This window comes from Pseudomonas sp. JV245A, from assembly GCF_032424515.1.
Taxonomy (GTDB): domain Bacteria; phylum Pseudomonadota; class Gammaproteobacteria; order Pseudomonadales; family Pseudomonadaceae; genus Aquipseudomonas; species Aquipseudomonas protegens.
This window is the reverse complement of sequence record NZ_VYKE01000019.1, coordinates 1-17,397: the sequence shown is the minus strand read 5'-3', so window position 1 is coordinate 17,397 and position 17,397 is coordinate 1. Positions and strand designations below refer to the sequence as shown.

Here is a 17,397-nt window from a genome sequence, read left to right as displayed (position 1 = left end):
GGAGCTGGCTTGCCAGCGAAGGCGCGGTCGAGGGTGATGCAAGGTTCAACGCTGCCTTCGTCGGCAAGCCGGCTTCTACGGGGCCAGGCTGCCAGCGCAAGCGCCGGCAAGGTCAAAAAAAATGCCCCGCACTTGGCGGGGCATTTTCATTGGCGGGCTACGATCACAGGCCGTCGAGCATGGCCTTGTTGCGCACCGCACCCTTGTCGGCGCTGGTGGCCAGCAGGGCGTAGGCCTTCAGCGCGGTGGTCACCTTGCGCGGGCGTGCTTCCACCGGTTTCCAGCCTTTCTTGTCCTGCTCGACACGGCGGGCCGCCAGTTCCTCGTCGCTGACCAACAGGTTGATCGAGCGGTTGGGAATGTCGATCAGTACCTTGTCGCCGTCCTGCACCAGGCCGATGGCGCCGCCGGCTGCCGCCTCTGGCGAGGCGTGGCCGATGGACAGGCCCGAGGTGCCGCCGGAGAAGCGGCCGTCGGTGAGCAGGGCGCAGGCTTTGCCCAGGCCCTTGGACTTCAGGTAGGAGGTCGGATAGAGCATTTCCTGCATGCCCGGGCCGCCTTTCGGGCCTTCGTAACGGATGATCACGATGTCGCCTTCCTTCACCTCGTCGGCGAGGATGCCGCGCACCGCGCTGTCCTGGCTCTCGAAGATCTTGGCGTTGCCTTCGAAGACATGGATCGACTCGTCGACACCGGCGGTCTTCACCACGCAGCCGTCCAGGGCGATGTTGCCGTAGAGCACGGCCAGGCCGCCTTCTTTCGAGTAGGCATGCTCGACACTGCGGATGCAGCCGTTTTCACGATCATCGTCGAGGCTGTCCCAACGGGTCGACTGGCTGAACGCCGTCTGGGTCGGGATGCCCGCCGGGCCGGCCTTGAAGAAGTGATGCACGGCTTCGTCGCTGGTCTGGGTGATGTCCCACTGGGCGATGCCTTCGGCCATGGTCTTGCTGTGCACGGTGGGCAGGTCGGTGTGCAGCAGGCCGCCACGGGCCAGTTCGCCGAGGATGCTGAAGATGCCGCCGGCGCGGTGCACGTCTTCCATGTGGTACTTCTGGATGTTCGGCGCCACTTTGCACAGCTGCGGCACGTGGCGCGACAGGCGATCGATGTCCCGCAGGTCGAAGTCGATCTCGGCTTCCTGGGCGGCGGCCAGCAGGTGCAGGATGGTGTTGGTGGAACCGCCCATGGCGATGTCCAGGGTCATGGCGTTCTCGAACGCCTTGAAGTTGGCGATGTTGCGCGGCAGGACCGACTCGTCGTTGTCGCCGTAGTAGCGCTGGCACAGCTCGACGATGGTGCGCCCGGCCCGCAGGAACAGCTCTTCGCGATCGCTGTGGGTGGCCAGGGTCGAACCGTTGCCCGGCAGGGCGAGCCCCAGGGCTTCGGTCAGGCAGTTCATGGAGTTGGCGGTGAACATGCCGGAGCACGAACCGCAGGTCGGGCAGGCGCTGCGCTCGTACTCGGCAACCTTCTCGTCAGAAGCGCTGGAGTCGGCGGCGATGACCATGGCGTCCACCAGGTCCAGGCCGTGGCTGGCGAGCTTGGTCTTGCCGGCTTCCATCGGGCCGCCGGAAACGAAGATCACCGGAATGTTCAGACGCAGGGCGGCCATCAGCATGCCGGGGGTGATCTTGTCGCAGTTGGAAATGCACACGATGGCGTCGGCACAGTGGGCGTTGACCATGTATTCCACGGAGTCGGCGATGATCTCGCGGCTCGGCAGGGAATACAGCATGCCGTCATGGCCCATGGCGATGCCGTCGTCCACGGCGATGGTGTTGAATTCCTTGGCCACGCCACCGGCGCGTTCGATCTCGCGAGCCACCAGTTGGCCCAGGTCCTTCAGGTGCACGTGCCCCGGGACGAACTGGGTGAAGGAGTTGGCAATGGCGATGATCGGCTTCTTGAAGTCGTCATCTTTCATCCCCGTGGCGCGCCACAGGGCGCGGGCGCCGGCCATGTTGCGGCCATGGGTGGATGTTTTCGAGCGGTAATCAGGCATGGAGCACTCCGGGCGGCTAATCAGGTAACAAATGGGGAGTGAGCTTCTATTGACCTCGGGAACACTCAGAAATGGCCGTGTGTCCGAAAGCTGCCGATGACGCCGCGGGATCGCCGCGCGCCTCAGCCTGAGCTCATAAACCCGCCGGGGGATGACTGGCGATGAATTCGCCGATTCTACACCGCTGGCGTCAGGAAGGAATGCCGAGGCCGCTCTCTGGCATTGATTGCCTGGATATCACCGGACGCTGCCATCCTGGTTTAGACTCGCCGCCCTTCGATTACCTTCCAATGGAGCTGGAATGTCCGCGACTCTGCAATCCTTCAAGTTCTGCCTGGGCGTCGGCCTGCTGCAGGGGCTGCTGCTGATGTGGCTGTTGTTGTACAGCGATTGGTCCGGCCTGGGCATTGTCGCAACGGGCGCTGCGCTACTGGTGGGCGGCGGGGGGTTGCAAATGCTGGCCGGGCAGCAGCGCCAGTGGCGCACCTGGGGGCTCATGTTGCTGCTGGGCCTGGGGGCGGCGGGGCTGGTACGGCTGTATGACGAGCTACCCTCCAGCCCACGGATGGAGTACTGCGTGGCGGCCGGGCTGCTGGTCGCCGTGGCCGTGGTGAGCCGGGTGCAAGGGCGGGCACGATTGGGCCGGCGCCTGCTGGGCAATGTCCTCTGGCTGGTGCTGGCCTTGCCATGGCCCTGGCTGGTGCTGAAGCTGTTCGAGCTGTGGCTTGCTTACCGTCATCTCGACCCTTTCAAGAGCGGGTGGATGTCCCTGCTGTTCTTTGCCGGCCCGACCCTGGCCTTCTCCCTTGGCCTGTGCCTGACTGGCCGCGGGCTGGCCCGTTTCAGCGAGGGAGCTGCCACAAGCGCCTGATGGCCACCAGGACCCGGGCCAATCCGGGCTTCAGGCCAGGCGCAGGTTCCGGGCGCGGCGGCTGATGCGCTGGTTGACCAGCAGGCCGACGCTGCTCAGGGCGATGAAACTCAGGGCCAGGGTGGTCTGCAGGTCGCTGGCGCTGAGGTTGATCACGGCGCTGATCAGCCCGCCCATGACGAAAATCAGCGTGTTGCCGGCCGAGGCCGAGGCGCCGGCATTGTCCGGGAACAGTTCCATGGCCCTGGACGTGGCGGCGGGCCGGGTGATGGTGGTGCCGGCGGTGCAGATGATCATCGGCACCAGCACCGTGCTGATGGACAGGCCGAACTGGCTGGCCAACAGCAGCATGACCAGCCCGGCGAGGAAGATCAGGCACAACCCGGTAATGATCTGGGTGCCGGGCTCCAGGTATTTGTTGAGCACCCCGGCTACCACTCCGCCAATCACGTAGGCCGCGCCGTAGAGCAGCAGGGTCAGGGAAAACTCGTAGCTGCTGAGCTGCAGTTGCTCCAGGAAGATCAGCGGCGACACCACGATGAACGAGAAGTGGCAAGCGAAGACGATGGCCGAGATCAGCCAGTAGGCGACGAAACTGAAGTTGCTGCAGACCCGTCGGTAGGCCTGGAGGATGCCGGTGCGCGGGCCGCTCCTGACGATCGGCGGGTTTTCCAGGGTGGCCAGCGCCTTGAGAAACACCAGGACGGCAATCGCGCTGAACACATAGAAGCTGCCTGGCCAGCCCATCAGGCTTTGCAGCAGGGTCCCGGCCAGGGGCGAGAGGGAAATGCACAGGCCGCTGGCGGTGACCATGAGGATCCGCAGGCGGTCGCGCTCCTGGCCGACGAACAGGTCCTGGACCAGCGCCTGGGACAGCACGAAGCAGCCACAGCCCAGTGCCTGGACCACGCGAAACACCAGAAACCAGTTGTAGTCCCTGGCCCAGACGCAGCCCAGAGCGCCGCCGACCGATACGGCCATGCCGGCCAGCAGCAGGGTCTTGCGGCCCAGGGCATCCGACAGCGGGCCGATCAGCAATTGGGAGATCGAGATGCCGATGGCGAACAGGCTGACGGACAGGGCGATGTCGGCGGCGCTGGTAGCAAAGTGTTGGGACAGTGCAGGAAAAGAAGGCAAGAGCACGTCGATCGGGAACACCCCGAGCATGACCATGGCCATGAGCAAGACAATGGCGCCGACCTTCCTGGTCGTGGAGGCAGAGTCATCCCTGATTTCAGGCATCGATCAGTCCTGTCTGGGTGAAGAGTCGGCGGTTGTCGTCGTGCTCGAAGAAACCTGCGCGCTTCATGGCTTGCAGGGTGGCGCCGGCGATCGAGCGGGCGCGCAGCACTTCTGCACTCGGCTGAATCAGGCTGTGGATGGCGGCATGTGCCGCGGCGAGGGGAATGCCGGCCTCGTTCAGGCTTGCGCTCAGCCACTCCTGGTCCACGGCAGCGAAGATGAAAATGATATCGATCAGTTGGCTGGCGGAAAAAACCTGCTGCTGCGGCGACAGTCGTGCCCAGACATAGTCGAACACTTCGCTGAAATAACGACTGTGCCGGGCCTCGTCTTCCAGGTGCTCCCTGAACATCTGGTAGACCGTGGACACCAGCCCGTCACCGGTGATGCTCAGCAACTCCTTGGCAATGATGGTTTCGGAGACGAAACCCAGCAGGAACCAGACCAGGGACCGTTGAGAATCGGCGCAGCGGGCCAGCAGGTCGTGCATCAGGCGGATGCGCCTGGGCAGTGGCTGCCAGGCTGGCATGGCGTAACCATTCGCCACCTGCTCCGCCAGCTTGAAGGAGAACAGGGCGTGATAGCCCTCGTCGGTATACAACTGCAGGGCCGCGATTTTCATCGTCTCCGGCAGCTCGATCGCCAGTTCCCCGTGGATCAGGGTTTCCACCGAACGGTTGACGATCTTGTGCTCCAGGATCGTCGTGTAATGCAGGAAGTACACCAGGTGGTTGGCCGCCAGGCGCTGCTGTACCGTCCTCCCGGCGTGCTGGACGGCCGGGTCGGCGAAGTAGGGGATGAAGGCCGGCGGAAACCAGTCACGGGTCTGCAGTTCCTGTTCGAGCTCGCTGTGGGGCGGTAGCTGGTAGCTGCTCTTGCGCGAGCGCACCGCGGAGCGGTTGTCCCAGTCGCCGAGGGAGTAGGGACGCCGGCCTGCCGGGGCCTCTTTGGACGATGCAGCGGGGTGCATTACTGTTCGCGCTCCCGCTGTTCGATCAGGGCCTTGAGTTCCTTGCATTGCACCTGGCCATCACCTTGGCCGCAGCCGACAAAGAACAGCGGCTGCTCCGCGGCGTCCTGCAGCCCCAGCAATTGCTCCACGCGCTCGTCGCTCAGGGCTCCCGTCAGCCAGGTGTCCAGGCCCAGGGCAGTGGCCGCGAGCTGGAAGGTTTGCGAGATATGCCCGGCCTCGACATAGGCCATGCGGTAGGCCCGGGAGTGTTCGTATTTCCACCACAGCTTGTCGAAGCGGCAGGTCAGGAACAGGCCCAGGGGCAGTTCGTTGACGAAGTGCTGGCCAGCCAGCAGCAGGCCCAGGGGCTCTTCGGGAAGCGGGTGCACGGGCCGCAAGGCGTGCAGCTCCGGGTGGTAGTAATAGAGGCCCGGCTCCAGGCCGCTGACCCTGGCGGCATAGACATAGCCCTCGCAGGCGTTCAGGCCACCGCCGGAAGGGCTGCTGCGCCTTGGCCGCAGGGCTTTGGGGACGGTCTCGTCCGTGTCGGCTTCCCGTTCCTTGAGGTAGCCCAGGGACAGGTAGAGCAGGGTGCTGAGCTCTTCCAGGGCCACGGCCTGCTGGGAAAAGGAGCGTGAAGTCTTGCGCTGCAGCAGCACCTGGTTCAGGGAGCTGGCGGTTTCCAGTACCGGCGCGGGCAGGCGGATCAGACCATTGTGGGAGGTTTCGGCAAAGCGGGCTGAGGGGGCCGGGGTGTCCAGTACCTGATCGCAATGCTCGAGGTATTGGGCGGACCACTCATGAATATCCTGGGGCACTTGCTCGAAGGGCAGGTTCTTGGTGCCGATGTGGAAGATCCGCGACAGTTCATCCCAGCCCCATTCAAGTGGCTCGAAAGTCTCGTTGGACAGGAGCCCGGCGGCGGCGAATGCACTATCTATTTCATTCTTGTCGTCATACTGCGAAGGGTCTTCGACAAGTTGTATGAGGCGTGTGGAATAGATCGAGTCCAGTTCGAACTGAGTGTGATCTTTATAGTTCCAGATAACAGTGAAGGGCGGGCGGGCAAGTATGAAAAAGTTCGGGTTTATTTGCATGTTCTTTTAAAACTCTGAACTTGACCAAAGATGAAGCTGGGTAGCCGGCACTCCCCAGTTCATCAATTACTTAGCGGGATTTAGCCGCTGCGAGGCAAGCCAGGTTGGCGATCTTTTTCGATTCGAGGGAGATAGCTTTCATTGTTATTGCTCCTAAACGATTTGAATGAATGTCGCTTCCTAAGCGACTTCCGAAGAGTAGACAGCAATAGAGAGGAATCAAGTAGTTATTAGGTAAGTGATTGCCTAGAGCACTGTAGGATATTGGCTAGTTACTTTGATGGATCATAGATATATGGGCGCGGGTTTCCCTGGGATATCCAATGGCCCGGGCGGCGAGAGGCGAGAGGGGAGCGAGGCGCTCGAGCGGTTGCCCAGGGATGCTGTGGCGTCCCTGGGCAGGCAGTGGCTCAGCTGTTGGGCAGCAGGCGGCAGGTGATGCTCTTGATGTAGCGGGTTTCCGGGATGGCCGGGTGTACCGGGTGGTCCGGGCCCTGGCCGCCGCGCTCCAGCAGCTGGATGTTGCGGTCCAGGTGGCGGGCGCTGGTCAGGAGGATGTTCTGCAGGTCGTCCTCGGGCAGGTGCATCGAGCACGAAGCGCTGACCAGGATGCCGTCCTTGTTGAGCAGGCGCATGGCTTGCTCGTTCAGGCGGCGGTAGGCGCCTTCGCCGTTCTTCAGGTCTTTCTTGCGCTTGATGAAGGCGGGCGGGTCGGCAACGATCACGTCGAAGCGCTCTTCGCTGGCCTTGAGTTCCTTCAGGGCTTCGAAGACGTCGCCTTCGATGCAGGTCATTTTCTCGGCAAAGCCGTTCAGCGCGGCGTTGCGCTCCACGCCGTCGAGGGCGAAGGCCGAGGCGTCGACGCAGAACACTTCGCTGGCGCCGAAAGCCGCGGCCTGCACGCCCCAGCCGCCGATGTAGCTGTACAGGTCCAGCACGCGCTTGCCCTTGGCATAAGGCGCCAGGCGGGCACGGTTCATGCGGTGGTCGTAGAACCAGCCGGTTTTCTGGCCCTGGATCACCGGGGCTTCGAACTTCACGCCGTTCTCTTCCAGGGCGACCCACTCCGGCACCAGGCCGAACACGGTTTCGACGTAGCGGCCCAGGCCTTCGGCGTCACGGGCGGCGGAGTCGTTCTTGAACAGGATGCCGCTGGGCTTGAGCACCTGGGTCAGGGCGGCAATGATGTCGTCCTTGTGGGTTTCCATGGTCGCGGAGGCGATCTGTACCACCAGGATGTCGCCGAAACGATCGACCACCAGGCCCGGCAGCAGGTCGGAGTCGCCGTACACCAGGCGGTAGAACGGTTTGTCGAACAGGCGCTCGCGCAGGGACAGGGCCACGTTCAGGCGGTGCACCAGCAGCGACTTGTCCAGGGCCAGCTTGGCATCGCGCGACAGCAGGCGGGCGCAGATCAGGTTGTTCGGGCTCATGGCGACCACGCCCAGGGGCTTGCCGCCGGCGGCTTCCAGCACTGCCTGGTCGCCTGCCTTGAAGCCGTGCAGAGGGGTGGCGGCTACATCGATTTCGTTGCTGTAGACCCACAGGTGGCCGGCGCGCAGGCGGCGATCGGCGTTGGCTTTGAGGCGCAGGCTTGGCAGGGACATGACGTCGCTCCGGAAAAAAGGGCGCGATTATACCCCGTCGCGGGGCGCAAGCGATGGCCAATGGACCTGCGGCGGGAGCCCTTTGCCGCAACCATTGGGTAAAGTTCCTGTCCGGTCGCCCAACATTCCCGTGTTAGAGGTTAGAATCCCCGGCTCACCCAGAGCGTGTACTTATGTCCCAAGAGCTATCAGCCGAACAGATTCAACAGGCCCTGCAAGGCATCAGCGTGCCGCCCCAACCGCAAATCATGGTGGATTTGCAGATGGAGCAGTACATGCCCGATCCCGATCTGGAGGTGATCGCCAAGCTGATCTCCCAGGACCCGGGCCTGTCCGGCGCGTTGCTGAAGATCGTCAATTCACCGTATTACGGGCTGAGCAACAAGATTGCTTCGATCCAGCGGGCGGTGAATCTCCTGGGCAGCCGTTCGATCATCAACCTGATCAATGCGCAGTCGATCAAGGGCGAGATGAGCGATGAAACCATCGTCACCCTCAACCGCTTCTGGGACACCGCCCAGGACGTGGCCATGACCTGCCTGACCCTGGCCAAGCGCACCGGCTCCCAGGCCGTGGACGAGGCCTATGCCCTGGGCCTGTTCCATGACTGCGGCGTGCCGCTGATGCTCAAGCGCTTCCCCGACTACATGACTGTGCTGGAAGAGGCCTACGGCAGCGCCGGCCCGGAGCAGCGGGTGGTGGACACGGAAAACCGTGCCTTCAATACCAACCACGCGGTGGTCGGCTACTACACGGCCAAGTCCTGGCGCCTGCCGGAGCACGTGACCAACGCCATTGCCAACCACCACAACGCCCTGGCGATCTTCAGCGACGAATCCTCGCGCAACAGCCAACTGAAGAACCTGCTGGCGATCCTCAAGATGGCCGAGCACATCTGCGCGTCCTACCGGGTGCTGGGCAACCAGGTGGAAGACCACGAGTGGAACAGCATCGGCCACCTGATTCTCGATTACGTCGGCCTGTCGGACTACGACTTCGAGAACCTCAAGGAAACCGTGCGCGAGCTGGGCGCGCACTGATCGTTCATTTCGCGATGAGTACCAGGGGCGCATATGCCTGAATTACCGGAAGTCGAAACCACCCGGCGCGGAATCGCGCCGCATCTGGAAGGCCAGAAAGTCAGCCGGGTCATCGTCCGTGACCGGCGCTTGCGCTGGCCGATCCCCGAAGATCTGGACGTGCGCCTGTCCGGGCAGCGCATTGTGCTGGTGGAGCGGCGGGCCAAATACCTTTTGATCAATGCCGAAGTCGGCACCCTGATCAGCCACCTGGGAATGTCCGGCAACCTGCGTCTGGTGGAGGTCGGGCTGCCGGCGGCCAAGCACGAACATGTGGATATCGAGCTGGAGTCCGGCCTGGCCCTGCGCTACACCGATCCGCGGCGCTTTGGCGCCATGCTCTGGAGCCACGACCCGCTGAATCACGAATTGCTGGTGCGCCTGGGGCCCGAGCCGCTGACCGACCTGTTCGACGGCGAGCGCCTGTATCAGCTGTCCCGCGGACGTTCCATGGCGGTCAAGCCGTTCATCATGGACAACGCGGTGGTGGTGGGGGTGGGCAATATCTATGCGACCGAGGCGCTGTTCGCCGCGGGCATCGACCCGCGCCGCGAAGCCAAGGGGATTTCCCGGGCGCGCTACCTGAAGCTGGCGATCGAGATCAAACGCATCCTGGCGGCCGCTATCGAGCGCGGCGGCACCACCTTGCGCGACTTTATCGGTGGTGACGGCCAGCCGGGCTACTTCCAGCAGGAACTGTTCGTCTACGGGCGTGGCGGGGAGAACTGCAAGGTCTGCGGCACCGGGCTGCGGGAAATCAAGCTGGGCCAGCGGGCCAGTGTCTATTGCCCGCGTTGCCAGAGCTGAGAAGCTTCGCCGGCAAGCCGGCTCCTACAGGTGTTTGTGGGAGCCGAAAGGGCGCCATATCACTCAAGCCTTGCCGGTGATCTTCCGGTACTTGGCCATCAACTCTTCTTCGGTTTCCGGGCGGGCTTCGTCCAGCGGAATGCAATCCACCGGGCACACCTGCTGGCACTGCGGCTCGTCGTAGTGGCCGACGCACTGGGTGCACAGGTTCGGATCGATGACGTAGATCTCTTCGCCTTGGGAAATCGCCGCGTTAGGGCACTCGGGTTCGCAGACGTCGCAGTTGATGCAATCGTCGGTGATGATCAGGGACATGGGGTACTCCGGCCTGGGCGGCAGGCCCGGGCATGTAAAAACGAATGCGCGCAATTGTGCCGTATTGACGCCCACAGTGCACGCGGGCGCGATGGCTGACGTCAGGCGAGGGCCCCGGTGCGGGGCCGCGCGGCTTATTTCTTGAAGCGCAGGGTCAGCGCGTCGGCGACCGCCGGGTGCACGAACTTGGTGATATCACCGCCCAGGGCAGCGATTTCACGGACCAGGGTCGAGGAAATGAACGAGTAGCGCTCCGACGGAGTGAGAAACAGGCTTTCCACGTCCGGGGCCAACTGGCGGTTCATGTTGGCCAGCTGGAATTCGTATTCGAAGTCCGAAACCGCCCGCAGGCCGCGCAGGAAGACATTGGCGTTCTGCTCCTTGGCAAAATGCGCCAGCAGGGTGGAGAAGCCGACGACTTCAACGTTGGGCAGATGCTTGGTCACCTCGCGCGCCAGTTCCACGCGCTGCTCCAGGGGGAACAGCGGGTTTTTCTTGGGGCTGGCGGCAACGGCGATGATCACATGGTCGAACAGGCGCGAGGCGCGTTCGACCAGATCGCCATGGCCCTTGGTAATAGGGTCGAAGGTACCTGGGTACAACACTCGGTTCATCGCGTCGTCCTGGCGGGAATCCGTTGGGGAGTCGGATGGTATCGCAGCCTTCCCGGTCGGCCAAGTCGCCTTTTAGGGAAGAAAGCACTATAGACGACGAGAATATCCCGCTTTTTCACACTGCTTTCAGGCGCTCCGCCAAGGCGCTGGCCAATTGCGCCGTGAGCCCATAGACCGACAGCTGCGGGTTGGCGCCGATGCTGGTGGGAAACAGCGAGCCGTCGTGGACCGACAGGTTGTGCAGTTGATGGTGGCGCCCGAGGCTGTCGGTGACCGCGGTTTTCGGATCTTCGCCCATGGCGCAACCGCCCATCACGTGGGCACTGCCCAGGCGGGTGCGGTACAGGGCCAGGTCCAGGCCGTCGATCTGCGCCCGCACTTCGTCGAGGCTCTTGGCGAAGCGTGCATCGCTGTGCAGCGGCTTGACCGCCTTGGCGCCGCCAGCGAACTGGATCTCCGCCATGCTGTGGAAGGCCCGGCGCAGTCCGTCCCAGGCGTAGGGTGAAACCTGATAGTCGAGGACCGGGGTGCCGTCACCCCGCAGTTCGACGTTGCCGCCGGTGCTGTCGGGGTGAAAGCCGTCCCGCAGCAGGGCAAGCATGGCGTGGGTGTGGGGCAATTGCTCCATGGACAGCCCGCTCTGCGGCCCGAAGCCGCCCAGCAGGGTGCTGGCCAGGGCCGGCTGCAGGGGCGGCACTTCAAGTTTGTAGGACATCTTGCCGGTGGTGCCGTCCTGCCACTGGAAGTGGTCGGAATAGATCGACTGCGGCGCGCCGTAGAACGGGTTGATCACCTCGTCGAACTGCCCGGCGGAGAAGTTGACCAGGTGCAGGAAGGTGCGTTTGCCCAGCCGCGAATGCGGGTCCGGCGCATCGGAACGCAACAGCAGGGCCGGGCTGTTGATGCCGCCACCGGCCAGCACGTAATGCTTGGCCTTGACCGTGATGGTGCGCCCGGTGGGGGCCACGCAGCGGGCGTCCATGGCCTGGCATTGCAGGCTGGTGACCTTGTCGTCCTTGATCTGCAGGCGCTCCGCCCGGGCCAGGTACAGCAGCTCGCCACCTTTCTCCAGGGTCGCCGGAATGGTGGTCACCAGCATCGACTGCTTGGCGTTGGTCGGGCAGCCCAGGCCGCAGTAGCCCAGGTTCCAGCAGCCGCGCACGTTGCGCGGAATCACGTGCCAGCTGTAGCCCAGGGCTTCGCAGCCCTTGCGGATCACGTCGTTGTTGGCGTTGGGCGGCATGACCCAGGGCGCGACGCCCAGGCGCTGTTCCATTTTCTCGAACCAGGGCGCCATTTCGGCCGAGCTGTGGCCCACCACCCCGTGCTCACGGGCCCAGTGCTCCAGGGTCGGGTCAGGCGTGCGGAAGCTCGACGTCCAGTTGATCAAGGTAGTGCCGCCCACGGCGCGGCCCTGGAGGATGGTGATGGCGCCATCCTTGCTCATGCGCCCGATGCCCTCCTGATAGAGGCTGGTGTAGGCCTGGTCTTCGAGCATCTTGAAGTCGTCGCTGGTCTTGAGCGGGCCTTCTTCGATCAGCAGCACCTTGTAGCCGGCGGCGCTGAGGATCTCGGCAGTGGTGCCGCCCCCGGCGCCGCTGCCGATGATGGCGACATCGGCTTCCAGGGTCAGGTCCTGCTCCAACTGCGAGCCGTTGTAGGTTTTCCAGCCACGATTCAGGCCTTCGCGGAACAGATCAGGTACAGGCATATCGGGTGCTCTCTTATTATTGATGGCTCGGCGCGCATCCACTGTAGCCGCTGCTGAGCCTGCGAAGCTGCGAAAAGGCCCCAGGGCCTTGCTTGACGATCTGCAGCCGAACCCCCAGTGCCCCGCGAGCGTCCCGCTCGTTCGCAGCCTGTGGCAGCGGCTACAAAGGCCGGTCAGACCTTCGGTGGCCCGGGATAACCGCAATGGGCCCAGGACTCGGGCCGGGTGTACCAAGCCATCATCACCAATTGCAGCAACGAGGCATGGCCCATGCGCAGCAAGGCCAGGAAGCTGTTTTCCCAGCGTCTGAGGAAATTGCGGATGTCATCCGCGCTGGCGTTTTCCCAACTGCCCCAGATCCCCGTCAGCGGACCGCGGGTGACCGCCATGCCCAGTACATCGAACAGCTGCTGGGTGAGCTTGAACATCTCGGTCGACAGGTGATTGAGGGCGTTGTCCAGGTTGGCCAGGGTGCCTTCGATGGCGGCGGGCATCTTGTCCGCCGGTACGGCGCCTTCGAGCATCACCGGGATCAGCGCCCGCAGGAACGGCAGGTCATTGCTGCGCAGCATGGTGAAACCGCTGGCGGGCGTGCTGGCGGAGCAACCGCTGAGGCTGGCGCCGAGCCCGGCAGTGGCCAGGAAAGCGCTGGCGCAGAGGCCGATTTTCAGCAGGCCGCGCCGTGACAGCGCGGGTGTTTCAGACAGGCTAGGGGTCATTGTTGTTATTACCCGGCGTTGTACTGGTTAACGAATGAACAGCTTCTGGATGAGCTTCTGGATCGATTTGCCATACGGCGGGTAGATCAGGCGGGCGGCGTTGAACCGCTGCTTGATGAACACCCCCTTGGCCTTGCTGAAGGTCAGGAAGCCTTCATGCCCGTGGTAGTGGCCCATGCCGGAAGGGCCGATGCCGCCGAACGGCAGGTCGTCCTGGGCCACATGCAGCAGGGTGTCGTTGAGGCACACGCCGCCGGAGTGGGTTTCGTTGAGCACCCGTTGCTGCTCGGCCTTGTCGTAGCCGAAGTAGTACAGCGCCAGCGGGCGCGGACGCTGGGTGATATAGGCGAAGGCCTGGTCCAGGGTCCGGTAGGGCACGATGGGCAGGATCGGGCCGAAGATCTCGTCCTGCATCACGGTCATGTCATCGCTGACATTGAGCAGCAGGCTGTGGCACAGGCGTCGTTCCTGGCTCTGCTCGAACAGTGGCACCAGCTGCGCGCCCTTGCTGGTGGCGTCGCTCAGGTAACCGTTGAGCCGCGCCAGCTGGCGCTGGTTGATGATGGCGGTGTAGTCGGGGTTGTCCGCCAGGGTCGGGAAGAAACCGCGTACCACCTGGCGATAGGCTTCGACAAAGGCGCCGACGCGCTCTTCCGGCACCAGTACGTAGTCCGGGGCGACGCAGGTCTGCCCGGCGTTGAGGGTCTTGCCGAAGGCGATGCGTTCGGCCGCGTCCTTGAGGGGCACGGTGCTGGAGACGATGGCCGGGGATTTGCCGCCCAGTTCCAGGGTCACTGGGGTCAGGTTTTCCGCGGCGGCGCGCATCACGTGCTTGCCGATGCTGGTGGCGCCGGTGAACAGCAGGTGGTCGAAGCGCAGCTTGGAAAACGCCATGCCCACCTCGGCCTCGCCCAGCACCACGCACACCAGGTCCTCGGGGAAGACCCGGGCCAGCAGTTGCTTGAGCAGTTGCCCGGTGGCGGGTGTGGACTCACTGAGCTTGAGCATCACTCGGTTGCCGGCGGCCAGCGCCCCCACCAGCGGGCCCATGCACAGGTACAGCGGGTAGTTCCACGGCACTATGATCCCGACCACCCCCAGGGGCTGGTAGACCACCTTGGCCGAGGCCGGCTGGAAGGCCAGGCCCACGGCGCGGCGGGACGGCTTCATCCATTTCTTCAGGTGTTTGCTGGCGTAGTGGATGCCGTGCAGGCTGGGCATCAGCTCGGCCAGCAGGGTTTCGTCGGCGCTGCGGTTGCTGAAGTCCTGGCTGATGGCATCGATCAGGGCCTGGCGCTCGTTGTTAAGCAGCTCCCGCAGTGCCTTCAGCCATTGCTGGCGTTGCGCTGCGGGGGGCATCGGGTTGGCGGCAAAGGCCCGGCGCTGGGCTTCGAACAGCTCAAGCAGCTCGTCCTGTTGCTGAAGGGAATCCTGCAGGTAAGCGATTTCGGCAGACATGGACGGGCTCCGTCTTTGTAAGGTGGCTAGTTTTTTAGAGCTTATGCTCTAAAATGTCAATTGCCCTCCTGCGCCGGTGGCGATTTATCCCCGGGGGGATAGAACGTAAGATGCACGCCAGCCTTCTGATTAAAGCCCACGCCCATGGCCCCACGCATAAAAACCCGCGAACGCATCGTCCAGTTCAGCCTCGAACTCTTCAACCAGCAGGGCGAGCGTAACGTCAGCACCAACCATATTGCGGCGCACATGGAGATTTCCCCGGGCAACCTGTACTACCACTTCCCCAACAAGCAGGCGATCATCGCCGTGCTGTTTGCCGAGTACGAAAGCCTGGTGGACAGCTTCCTTCGACCGCCCCCCGGGCGCGCGGTCACCGTGCAAGACAAGCGCTACTACCTGCAGGCTCTGCTGGCGGCCATGTGGCGCTATCGCTTCCTGCACCGCGACCTGGAGCACCTGCTGGACAGCGACCCCGAGCTGGCTGCGCGCTACCGACGTTTTTCCCAGCGCTGCCTGATCCAGGGCATGGCCATCTACGGGCGTTTCGTCGACGCCGGGATCGTCGCCATGGACAAGGTGCAGATCGAATCCCTGACCCTCAATGCCTGGATCATCCTCACCTCCTGGGTGCGTTTTCTGTGCACGACCCGGGAAAACTCCACGCACCTGAGCGAAGAAGCCATCAAGCGCGGGGTGTACCAGGTGCTGGTGCTGGAGGCCGGTTTCGTCACCGACCAGGCCCGGGAAGCGGTCAACGGCCTGTTCGAAGAGTTTTATGTGCCCTTGGCCCAAGCCCTGGAAGAAGTGCAGTAGGATCAACCTCCAACTTATTCACAGGAGCCCGCCATGCCCCTCGCGCAGTTGATCAGCCCGCTTGCCCTGGACCAGAAGAAACAGCAGCCCGGCCTGGTGATTCTGGATTGTCGCTTTGCTCTGGAAGACCCGGATTACGGCCAGCGCAGTTACGCCGACGGGCATATCGCCGGGGCGCATTTCGCGGACCTGAACCGGGATCTGAGCGCGCCGGTGATCAAGGGCGTGACCGGTCGGCATCCGTTGCCGGAGCCCGCGCAGTTGGTGGCGCGCCTGCAGGCCTGGGGCATCGATAACGACAGCGAGATCGTGCTCTATGACGATGGTCCCGGTGCCTACGCCGCTCGTGCCTGGTGGTTGCTGGCCTGGCTGGGCAAGCGTGATGGCGTTTTCATTCTCGATGGTGGCCTGAAAGCCTGGCACGCCGCTGGCCTGCCGCTGAGCCTGGATGCCCCGGAAAACGCGCCGGGGCAGTTCGTCGGGCACCCTGATCACAGCCTGCTGCTGGATGCCGAGCACCTGGGCAAGCGCCTGGGCCAGGCGGACCTGACCCTGCTGGATGCCCGTGGCTTGCCGCGCTTTCGTGGCGAAGTGGAACCCATCGACCCGGTGGCCGGGCATATTCCCGGGGCGCAATGCGCGGCGTTCACCGACAACCTGGGGGAGGATGGGCGCTTTCTACCGGCCGATCAGCTCAAGCAGCGTTTCGCGCAGAAACTGGCCGGGCGTGACCCGCAGCAACTGGTGGCCTATTGCGGTTCTGGCGTCACCGCCTGCCACAACCTGTTTGCCCTGAGCCTGGCCGGCTACCCCCTGGGGCGGCTGTATGCCGGTTCGTGGAGCGAGTGGATCACTGATGCGCAGCGGCCTGTCGCCACCGGTGACTGACGGCCTTTACCCGTAGCCCCTTCGCTGGCAAGCCAGCTCCTACGGCCCGCAGGCCCCCGCGAACCTGTAGGAGCGAGCTTGCTCGCGAAAGCCGCACCGCCCTACTGCAGAACGGCACTGCGATAAGCCGCCGGCGCTACCCCATACACCTGCTTGAACTGCCGACTGAGGTGACTCTGGTCGGCAAACCCCAGTTGTGTCGCCACTTCCAGGGGCAGGCAGCCATCACGCAGCAAGGCCCGGGCCTTGGCGATGCGCTGTTGCATCAACCAGGTGTGGGGCGGAATCCCCGTAGCCCGGCGAAACACCCGGGCGAAATGGAACGGTGACAGGTTCACCGCTGCTGCCAGTTCCTCCAGTGAAGGCGGCGCCGCCAACTGCGAGCGCAGCAACTCCTTGGCCTGGACGATGGCCCGGTGTTCCTGCCCCGGTTCACCTGGTGCCCGCACTCCGGCGTGCCGTTGCAACAGCAACAGCAGCATTTCTCGCCATTGGGTCTGTTGTTGCAGGGCCGTGGCCGGGCTTTCCAGCAGGTGGTGCAGCCGGGCAAAACCCTGTACCAGGTCCGGATCGCGGTACAAGGTGGCGCCGAAGGCCGGCAGGCTGCCGCTGGGCAGTTCCAGTTCATCCAGCAGGCCGAATATCTGCTGGTTCTCCGGGTAGAAGGCGCGGTACAGCCAGCCGTCTTCCACGCCCTTGGCCCCGGTGTGCAGCTCGTCCGGGTTGATCAGCACCAGGGTGCCGCTGCCCGCCAAATGCTCGGCTCCGCGATAGCGGTAGCGCTGGGCACCGGCCATGATCATGCCGATCACATAGCCCTCATGCACATGGGGCACGAAACGCTGCTCGATGTAACGCGCGGCCAGCAACTCGACCCCGGCCAGGGGCGCACTCTGCCAGAAGCGGATCGATTCCCGGGCTGGCTTATCCATGGCGATCCAGGCCAGCCAACCACTGCGGGATCCGCCGCTCCAGGTAATAGCCGGGGTGTTTCAGGCTGCCGTCGACAAAACCCACATGGCCACCCTTGGCCTGCAGCTCGAGCTGGGTGCTGGCGGATAGCTCGCTGGCTTCGGGCAGGCTGTGACGGAATACGAAGGGGTCGTCCGCGGCCTGGATGATCAGGGTCGGGGTGCGGATTTGCCCCAGGAAATAGCGGCTGGAGGCACGGCGGTAATAGTCCTGGGCATCGGCAAAGCCGTGCAGCGGCGCGGTG

The 17,397-nt window shown here is 63.9% G+C and carries 17 protein-coding genes; 5 read left to right on the top strand and 12 right to left on the bottom strand.

The genetic code is table 11. The features are described 5' to 3' along the window. Positions 1-163: 163 nt before the first annotated feature. Positions 164-2,005: a dihydroxy-acid dehydratase gene (gene ilvD, locus F6S12_RS08295; RefSeq protein ID WP_015637385.1), complete on the bottom strand. Its 1,842-nt coding sequence runs from the start codon at positions 2,003-2,005 to the stop codon at positions 164-166. Between the two features lie 301 nt (positions 2,006-2,306). Here ilvD and F6S12_RS08290 point away from each other — a divergent pair, with 301 nt between their 5' ends. After that, on the top strand, positions 2,307-2,876 hold the full coding sequence (locus tag F6S12_RS08290) for a hypothetical protein (protein WP_315868835.1): 570 nt from the start codon (positions 2,307-2,309) through the stop codon (positions 2,874-2,876). Positions 2,877-2,906: 30 nt separating this feature from the next. Here F6S12_RS08290 and F6S12_RS08285 read toward each other — a convergent pair whose 3' ends face one another. The 4 genes from F6S12_RS08285 to F6S12_RS08270 form a co-directional block, all read right to left on the bottom strand. After that, complete coding sequence (locus F6S12_RS08285; protein WP_015637383.1) at positions 2,907-4,118, bottom strand: multidrug effflux MFS transporter; 1,212 nt, start codon at positions 4,116-4,118, stop codon at positions 2,907-2,909. After that, positions 4,111-5,088, bottom strand: coding sequence for a diiron oxygenase (locus tag F6S12_RS08280; protein ID WP_315868834.1), 978 nt, complete (start codon positions 5,086-5,088; stop codon positions 4,111-4,113). The genes F6S12_RS08285 and F6S12_RS08280 overlap by 8 nt, the downstream gene beginning before the upstream one ends. Further along, positions 5,088-6,167, bottom strand: a complete 1,080-nt coding sequence (locus tag F6S12_RS08275) for a SagB family peptide dehydrogenase (RefSeq protein WP_315868833.1) — start codon at positions 6,165-6,167, stop codon at positions 5,088-5,090. The genes F6S12_RS08280 and F6S12_RS08275 overlap by 1 nt, the downstream gene beginning before the upstream one ends. A gap of 410 nt (positions 6,168-6,577) precedes the next feature. Then, a complete protein-coding gene (locus tag F6S12_RS08270) occupies positions 6,578-7,774 on the bottom strand; it encodes a class I SAM-dependent rRNA methyltransferase (protein ID WP_011064045.1) in 1,197 nt (398 codons plus the stop codon). A 227-nt stretch (positions 7,775-8,001) separates the two neighbouring features. Between F6S12_RS08270 and F6S12_RS08265 the strand changes: the two genes are divergently transcribed. Together F6S12_RS08265 and mutM are read left to right on the top strand one after the other, a co-directional pair. Continuing rightward, on the top strand, positions 8,002-8,814 hold the full coding sequence (locus tag F6S12_RS08265) for an HDOD domain-containing protein (RefSeq protein ID WP_162865006.1): 813 nt from the start codon (positions 8,002-8,004) through the stop codon (positions 8,812-8,814). Between the two features lie 33 nt (positions 8,815-8,847). Further along, complete coding sequence (gene mutM, locus F6S12_RS08260) at positions 8,848-9,660, top strand: bifunctional DNA-formamidopyrimidine glycosylase/DNA-(apurinic or apyrimidinic site) lyase (RefSeq protein ID WP_011064043.1); 813 nt, start codon at positions 8,848-8,850, stop codon at positions 9,658-9,660. 63 nt (positions 9,661-9,723) lie between these two features. Here the strand turns inward: mutM and F6S12_RS08255 are convergent, their stop codons facing one another. The 5 genes from F6S12_RS08255 to F6S12_RS08235 form a co-directional block, all read right to left on the bottom strand. Next, the gene (locus F6S12_RS08255) at positions 9,724-9,975 is read right to left on the bottom strand and encodes a YfhL family 4Fe-4S dicluster ferredoxin (protein WP_011064042.1); all 252 of its coding nucleotides are present in this window, start codon (positions 9,973-9,975) and stop codon (positions 9,724-9,726) included. Between the two features lie 134 nt (positions 9,976-10,109). Continuing rightward, positions 10,110-10,589: a pantetheine-phosphate adenylyltransferase gene (gene coaD / locus F6S12_RS08250; protein WP_003176711.1), complete on the bottom strand. Its 480-nt coding sequence runs from the start codon at positions 10,587-10,589 to the stop codon at positions 10,110-10,112. Between the two features lie 115 nt (positions 10,590-10,704). Next, entirely contained in the window at positions 10,705-12,300 is a 1,596-nt protein-coding gene (locus F6S12_RS08245) for a GMC family oxidoreductase (RefSeq protein ID WP_053154363.1), read from the bottom strand. A 173-nt stretch (positions 12,301-12,473) separates the two neighbouring features. Continuing rightward, the gene (locus F6S12_RS08240) at positions 12,474-13,019 is read right to left on the bottom strand and encodes a twin-arginine translocation pathway signal protein (protein WP_315868832.1); all 546 of its coding nucleotides are present in this window, start codon (positions 13,017-13,019) and stop codon (positions 12,474-12,476) included. 27 nt (positions 13,020-13,046) lie between these two features. After that, on the bottom strand, positions 13,047-14,522 hold the full coding sequence (locus F6S12_RS08235) for a coniferyl aldehyde dehydrogenase (protein ID WP_315868840.1): 1,476 nt from the start codon (positions 14,520-14,522) through the stop codon (positions 13,047-13,049). 99 nt (positions 14,523-14,621) lie between these two features. Between F6S12_RS08235 and F6S12_RS08230 the strand changes: the two genes are divergently transcribed. Next, complete coding sequence (locus tag F6S12_RS08230) at positions 14,622-15,293, top strand: TetR/AcrR family transcriptional regulator (RefSeq protein ID WP_011064038.1); 672 nt, start codon at positions 14,622-14,624, stop codon at positions 15,291-15,293. Between the two features lie 33 nt (positions 15,294-15,326). Continuing rightward, positions 15,327-16,181, top strand: coding sequence for a sulfurtransferase (locus F6S12_RS08225; RefSeq protein ID WP_053160329.1), 855 nt, complete (start codon positions 15,327-15,329; stop codon positions 16,179-16,181). 101 nt (positions 16,182-16,282) lie between these two features. On the opposite strand, the gene F6S12_RS08220 is transcribed toward F6S12_RS08225, so the two are convergent. After that, positions 16,283-17,113 carry an AraC family transcriptional regulator gene (locus F6S12_RS08220; RefSeq protein ID WP_011064036.1) on the bottom strand — a complete coding sequence of 277 codons (831 nt, stop codon included), beginning with the start codon at positions 17,111-17,113 and terminating at the stop codon, positions 16,283-16,285. Next, a partial coding sequence (locus F6S12_RS08215; RefSeq protein WP_409999837.1) for an alpha/beta fold hydrolase occupies positions 17,106-17,397 on the bottom strand: 292 nt, incomplete at its 5' end. The genes F6S12_RS08220 and F6S12_RS08215, both read right to left, overlap by 8 nt.

Excerpts from the sequence above, each read along its gene's own strand:
- ilvD (WP_015637385.1), bottom strand. The coding sequence starts at position 2,005 with ATGCCTGATTACCGCTCGAAAACATCCACCCATGGCCGCAACATGGCC.
- F6S12_RS08290 (WP_315868835.1), top strand. The coding sequence starts at position 2,307 with ATGTCCGCGACTCTGCAATCCTTCAAGTTCTGCCTGGGCGTCGGCCTG.
- F6S12_RS08285 (WP_015637383.1), bottom strand. The coding sequence starts at position 4,118 with ATGCCTGAAATCAGGGATGACTCTGCCTCCACGACCAGGAAGGTCGGC.
- F6S12_RS08280 (WP_315868834.1), bottom strand. The coding sequence starts at position 5,088 with ATGCACCCCGCTGCATCGTCCAAAGAGGCCCCGGCAGGCCGGCGTCCC.
- F6S12_RS08275 (WP_315868833.1), bottom strand. The coding sequence starts at position 6,167 with ATGCAAATAAACCCGAACTTTTTCATACTTGCCCGCCCGCCCTTCACT.
- F6S12_RS08270 (WP_011064045.1), bottom strand. The coding sequence starts at position 7,774 with ATGTCCCTGCCAAGCCTGCGCCTCAAAGCCAACGCCGATCGCCGCCTG.
- mutM (WP_011064043.1), top strand. The coding sequence starts at position 8,848 with ATGCCTGAATTACCGGAAGTCGAAACCACCCGGCGCGGAATCGCGCCG.
- F6S12_RS08255 (WP_011064042.1), bottom strand. The coding sequence starts at position 9,975 with ATGTCCCTGATCATCACCGACGATTGCATCAACTGCGACGTCTGCGAA.
- coaD (WP_003176711.1), bottom strand. The coding sequence starts at position 10,589 with ATGAACCGAGTGTTGTACCCAGGTACCTTCGACCCTATTACCAAGGGC.
- F6S12_RS08245 (WP_053154363.1), bottom strand. The coding sequence starts at position 12,300 with ATGCCTGTACCTGATCTGTTCCGCGAAGGCCTGAATCGTGGCTGGAAA.
- F6S12_RS08240 (WP_315868832.1), bottom strand. The coding sequence starts at position 13,019 with ATGACCCCTAGCCTGTCTGAAACACCCGCGCTGTCACGGCGCGGCCTG.
- F6S12_RS08230 (WP_011064038.1), top strand. The coding sequence starts at position 14,622 with ATGGCCCCACGCATAAAAACCCGCGAACGCATCGTCCAGTTCAGCCTC.
- F6S12_RS08225 (WP_053160329.1), top strand. The coding sequence starts at position 15,327 with ATGCCCCTCGCGCAGTTGATCAGCCCGCTTGCCCTGGACCAGAAGAAA.
- F6S12_RS08220 (WP_011064036.1), bottom strand. The coding sequence starts at position 17,113 with ATGGATAAGCCAGCCCGGGAATCGATCCGCTTCTGGCAGAGTGCGCCC.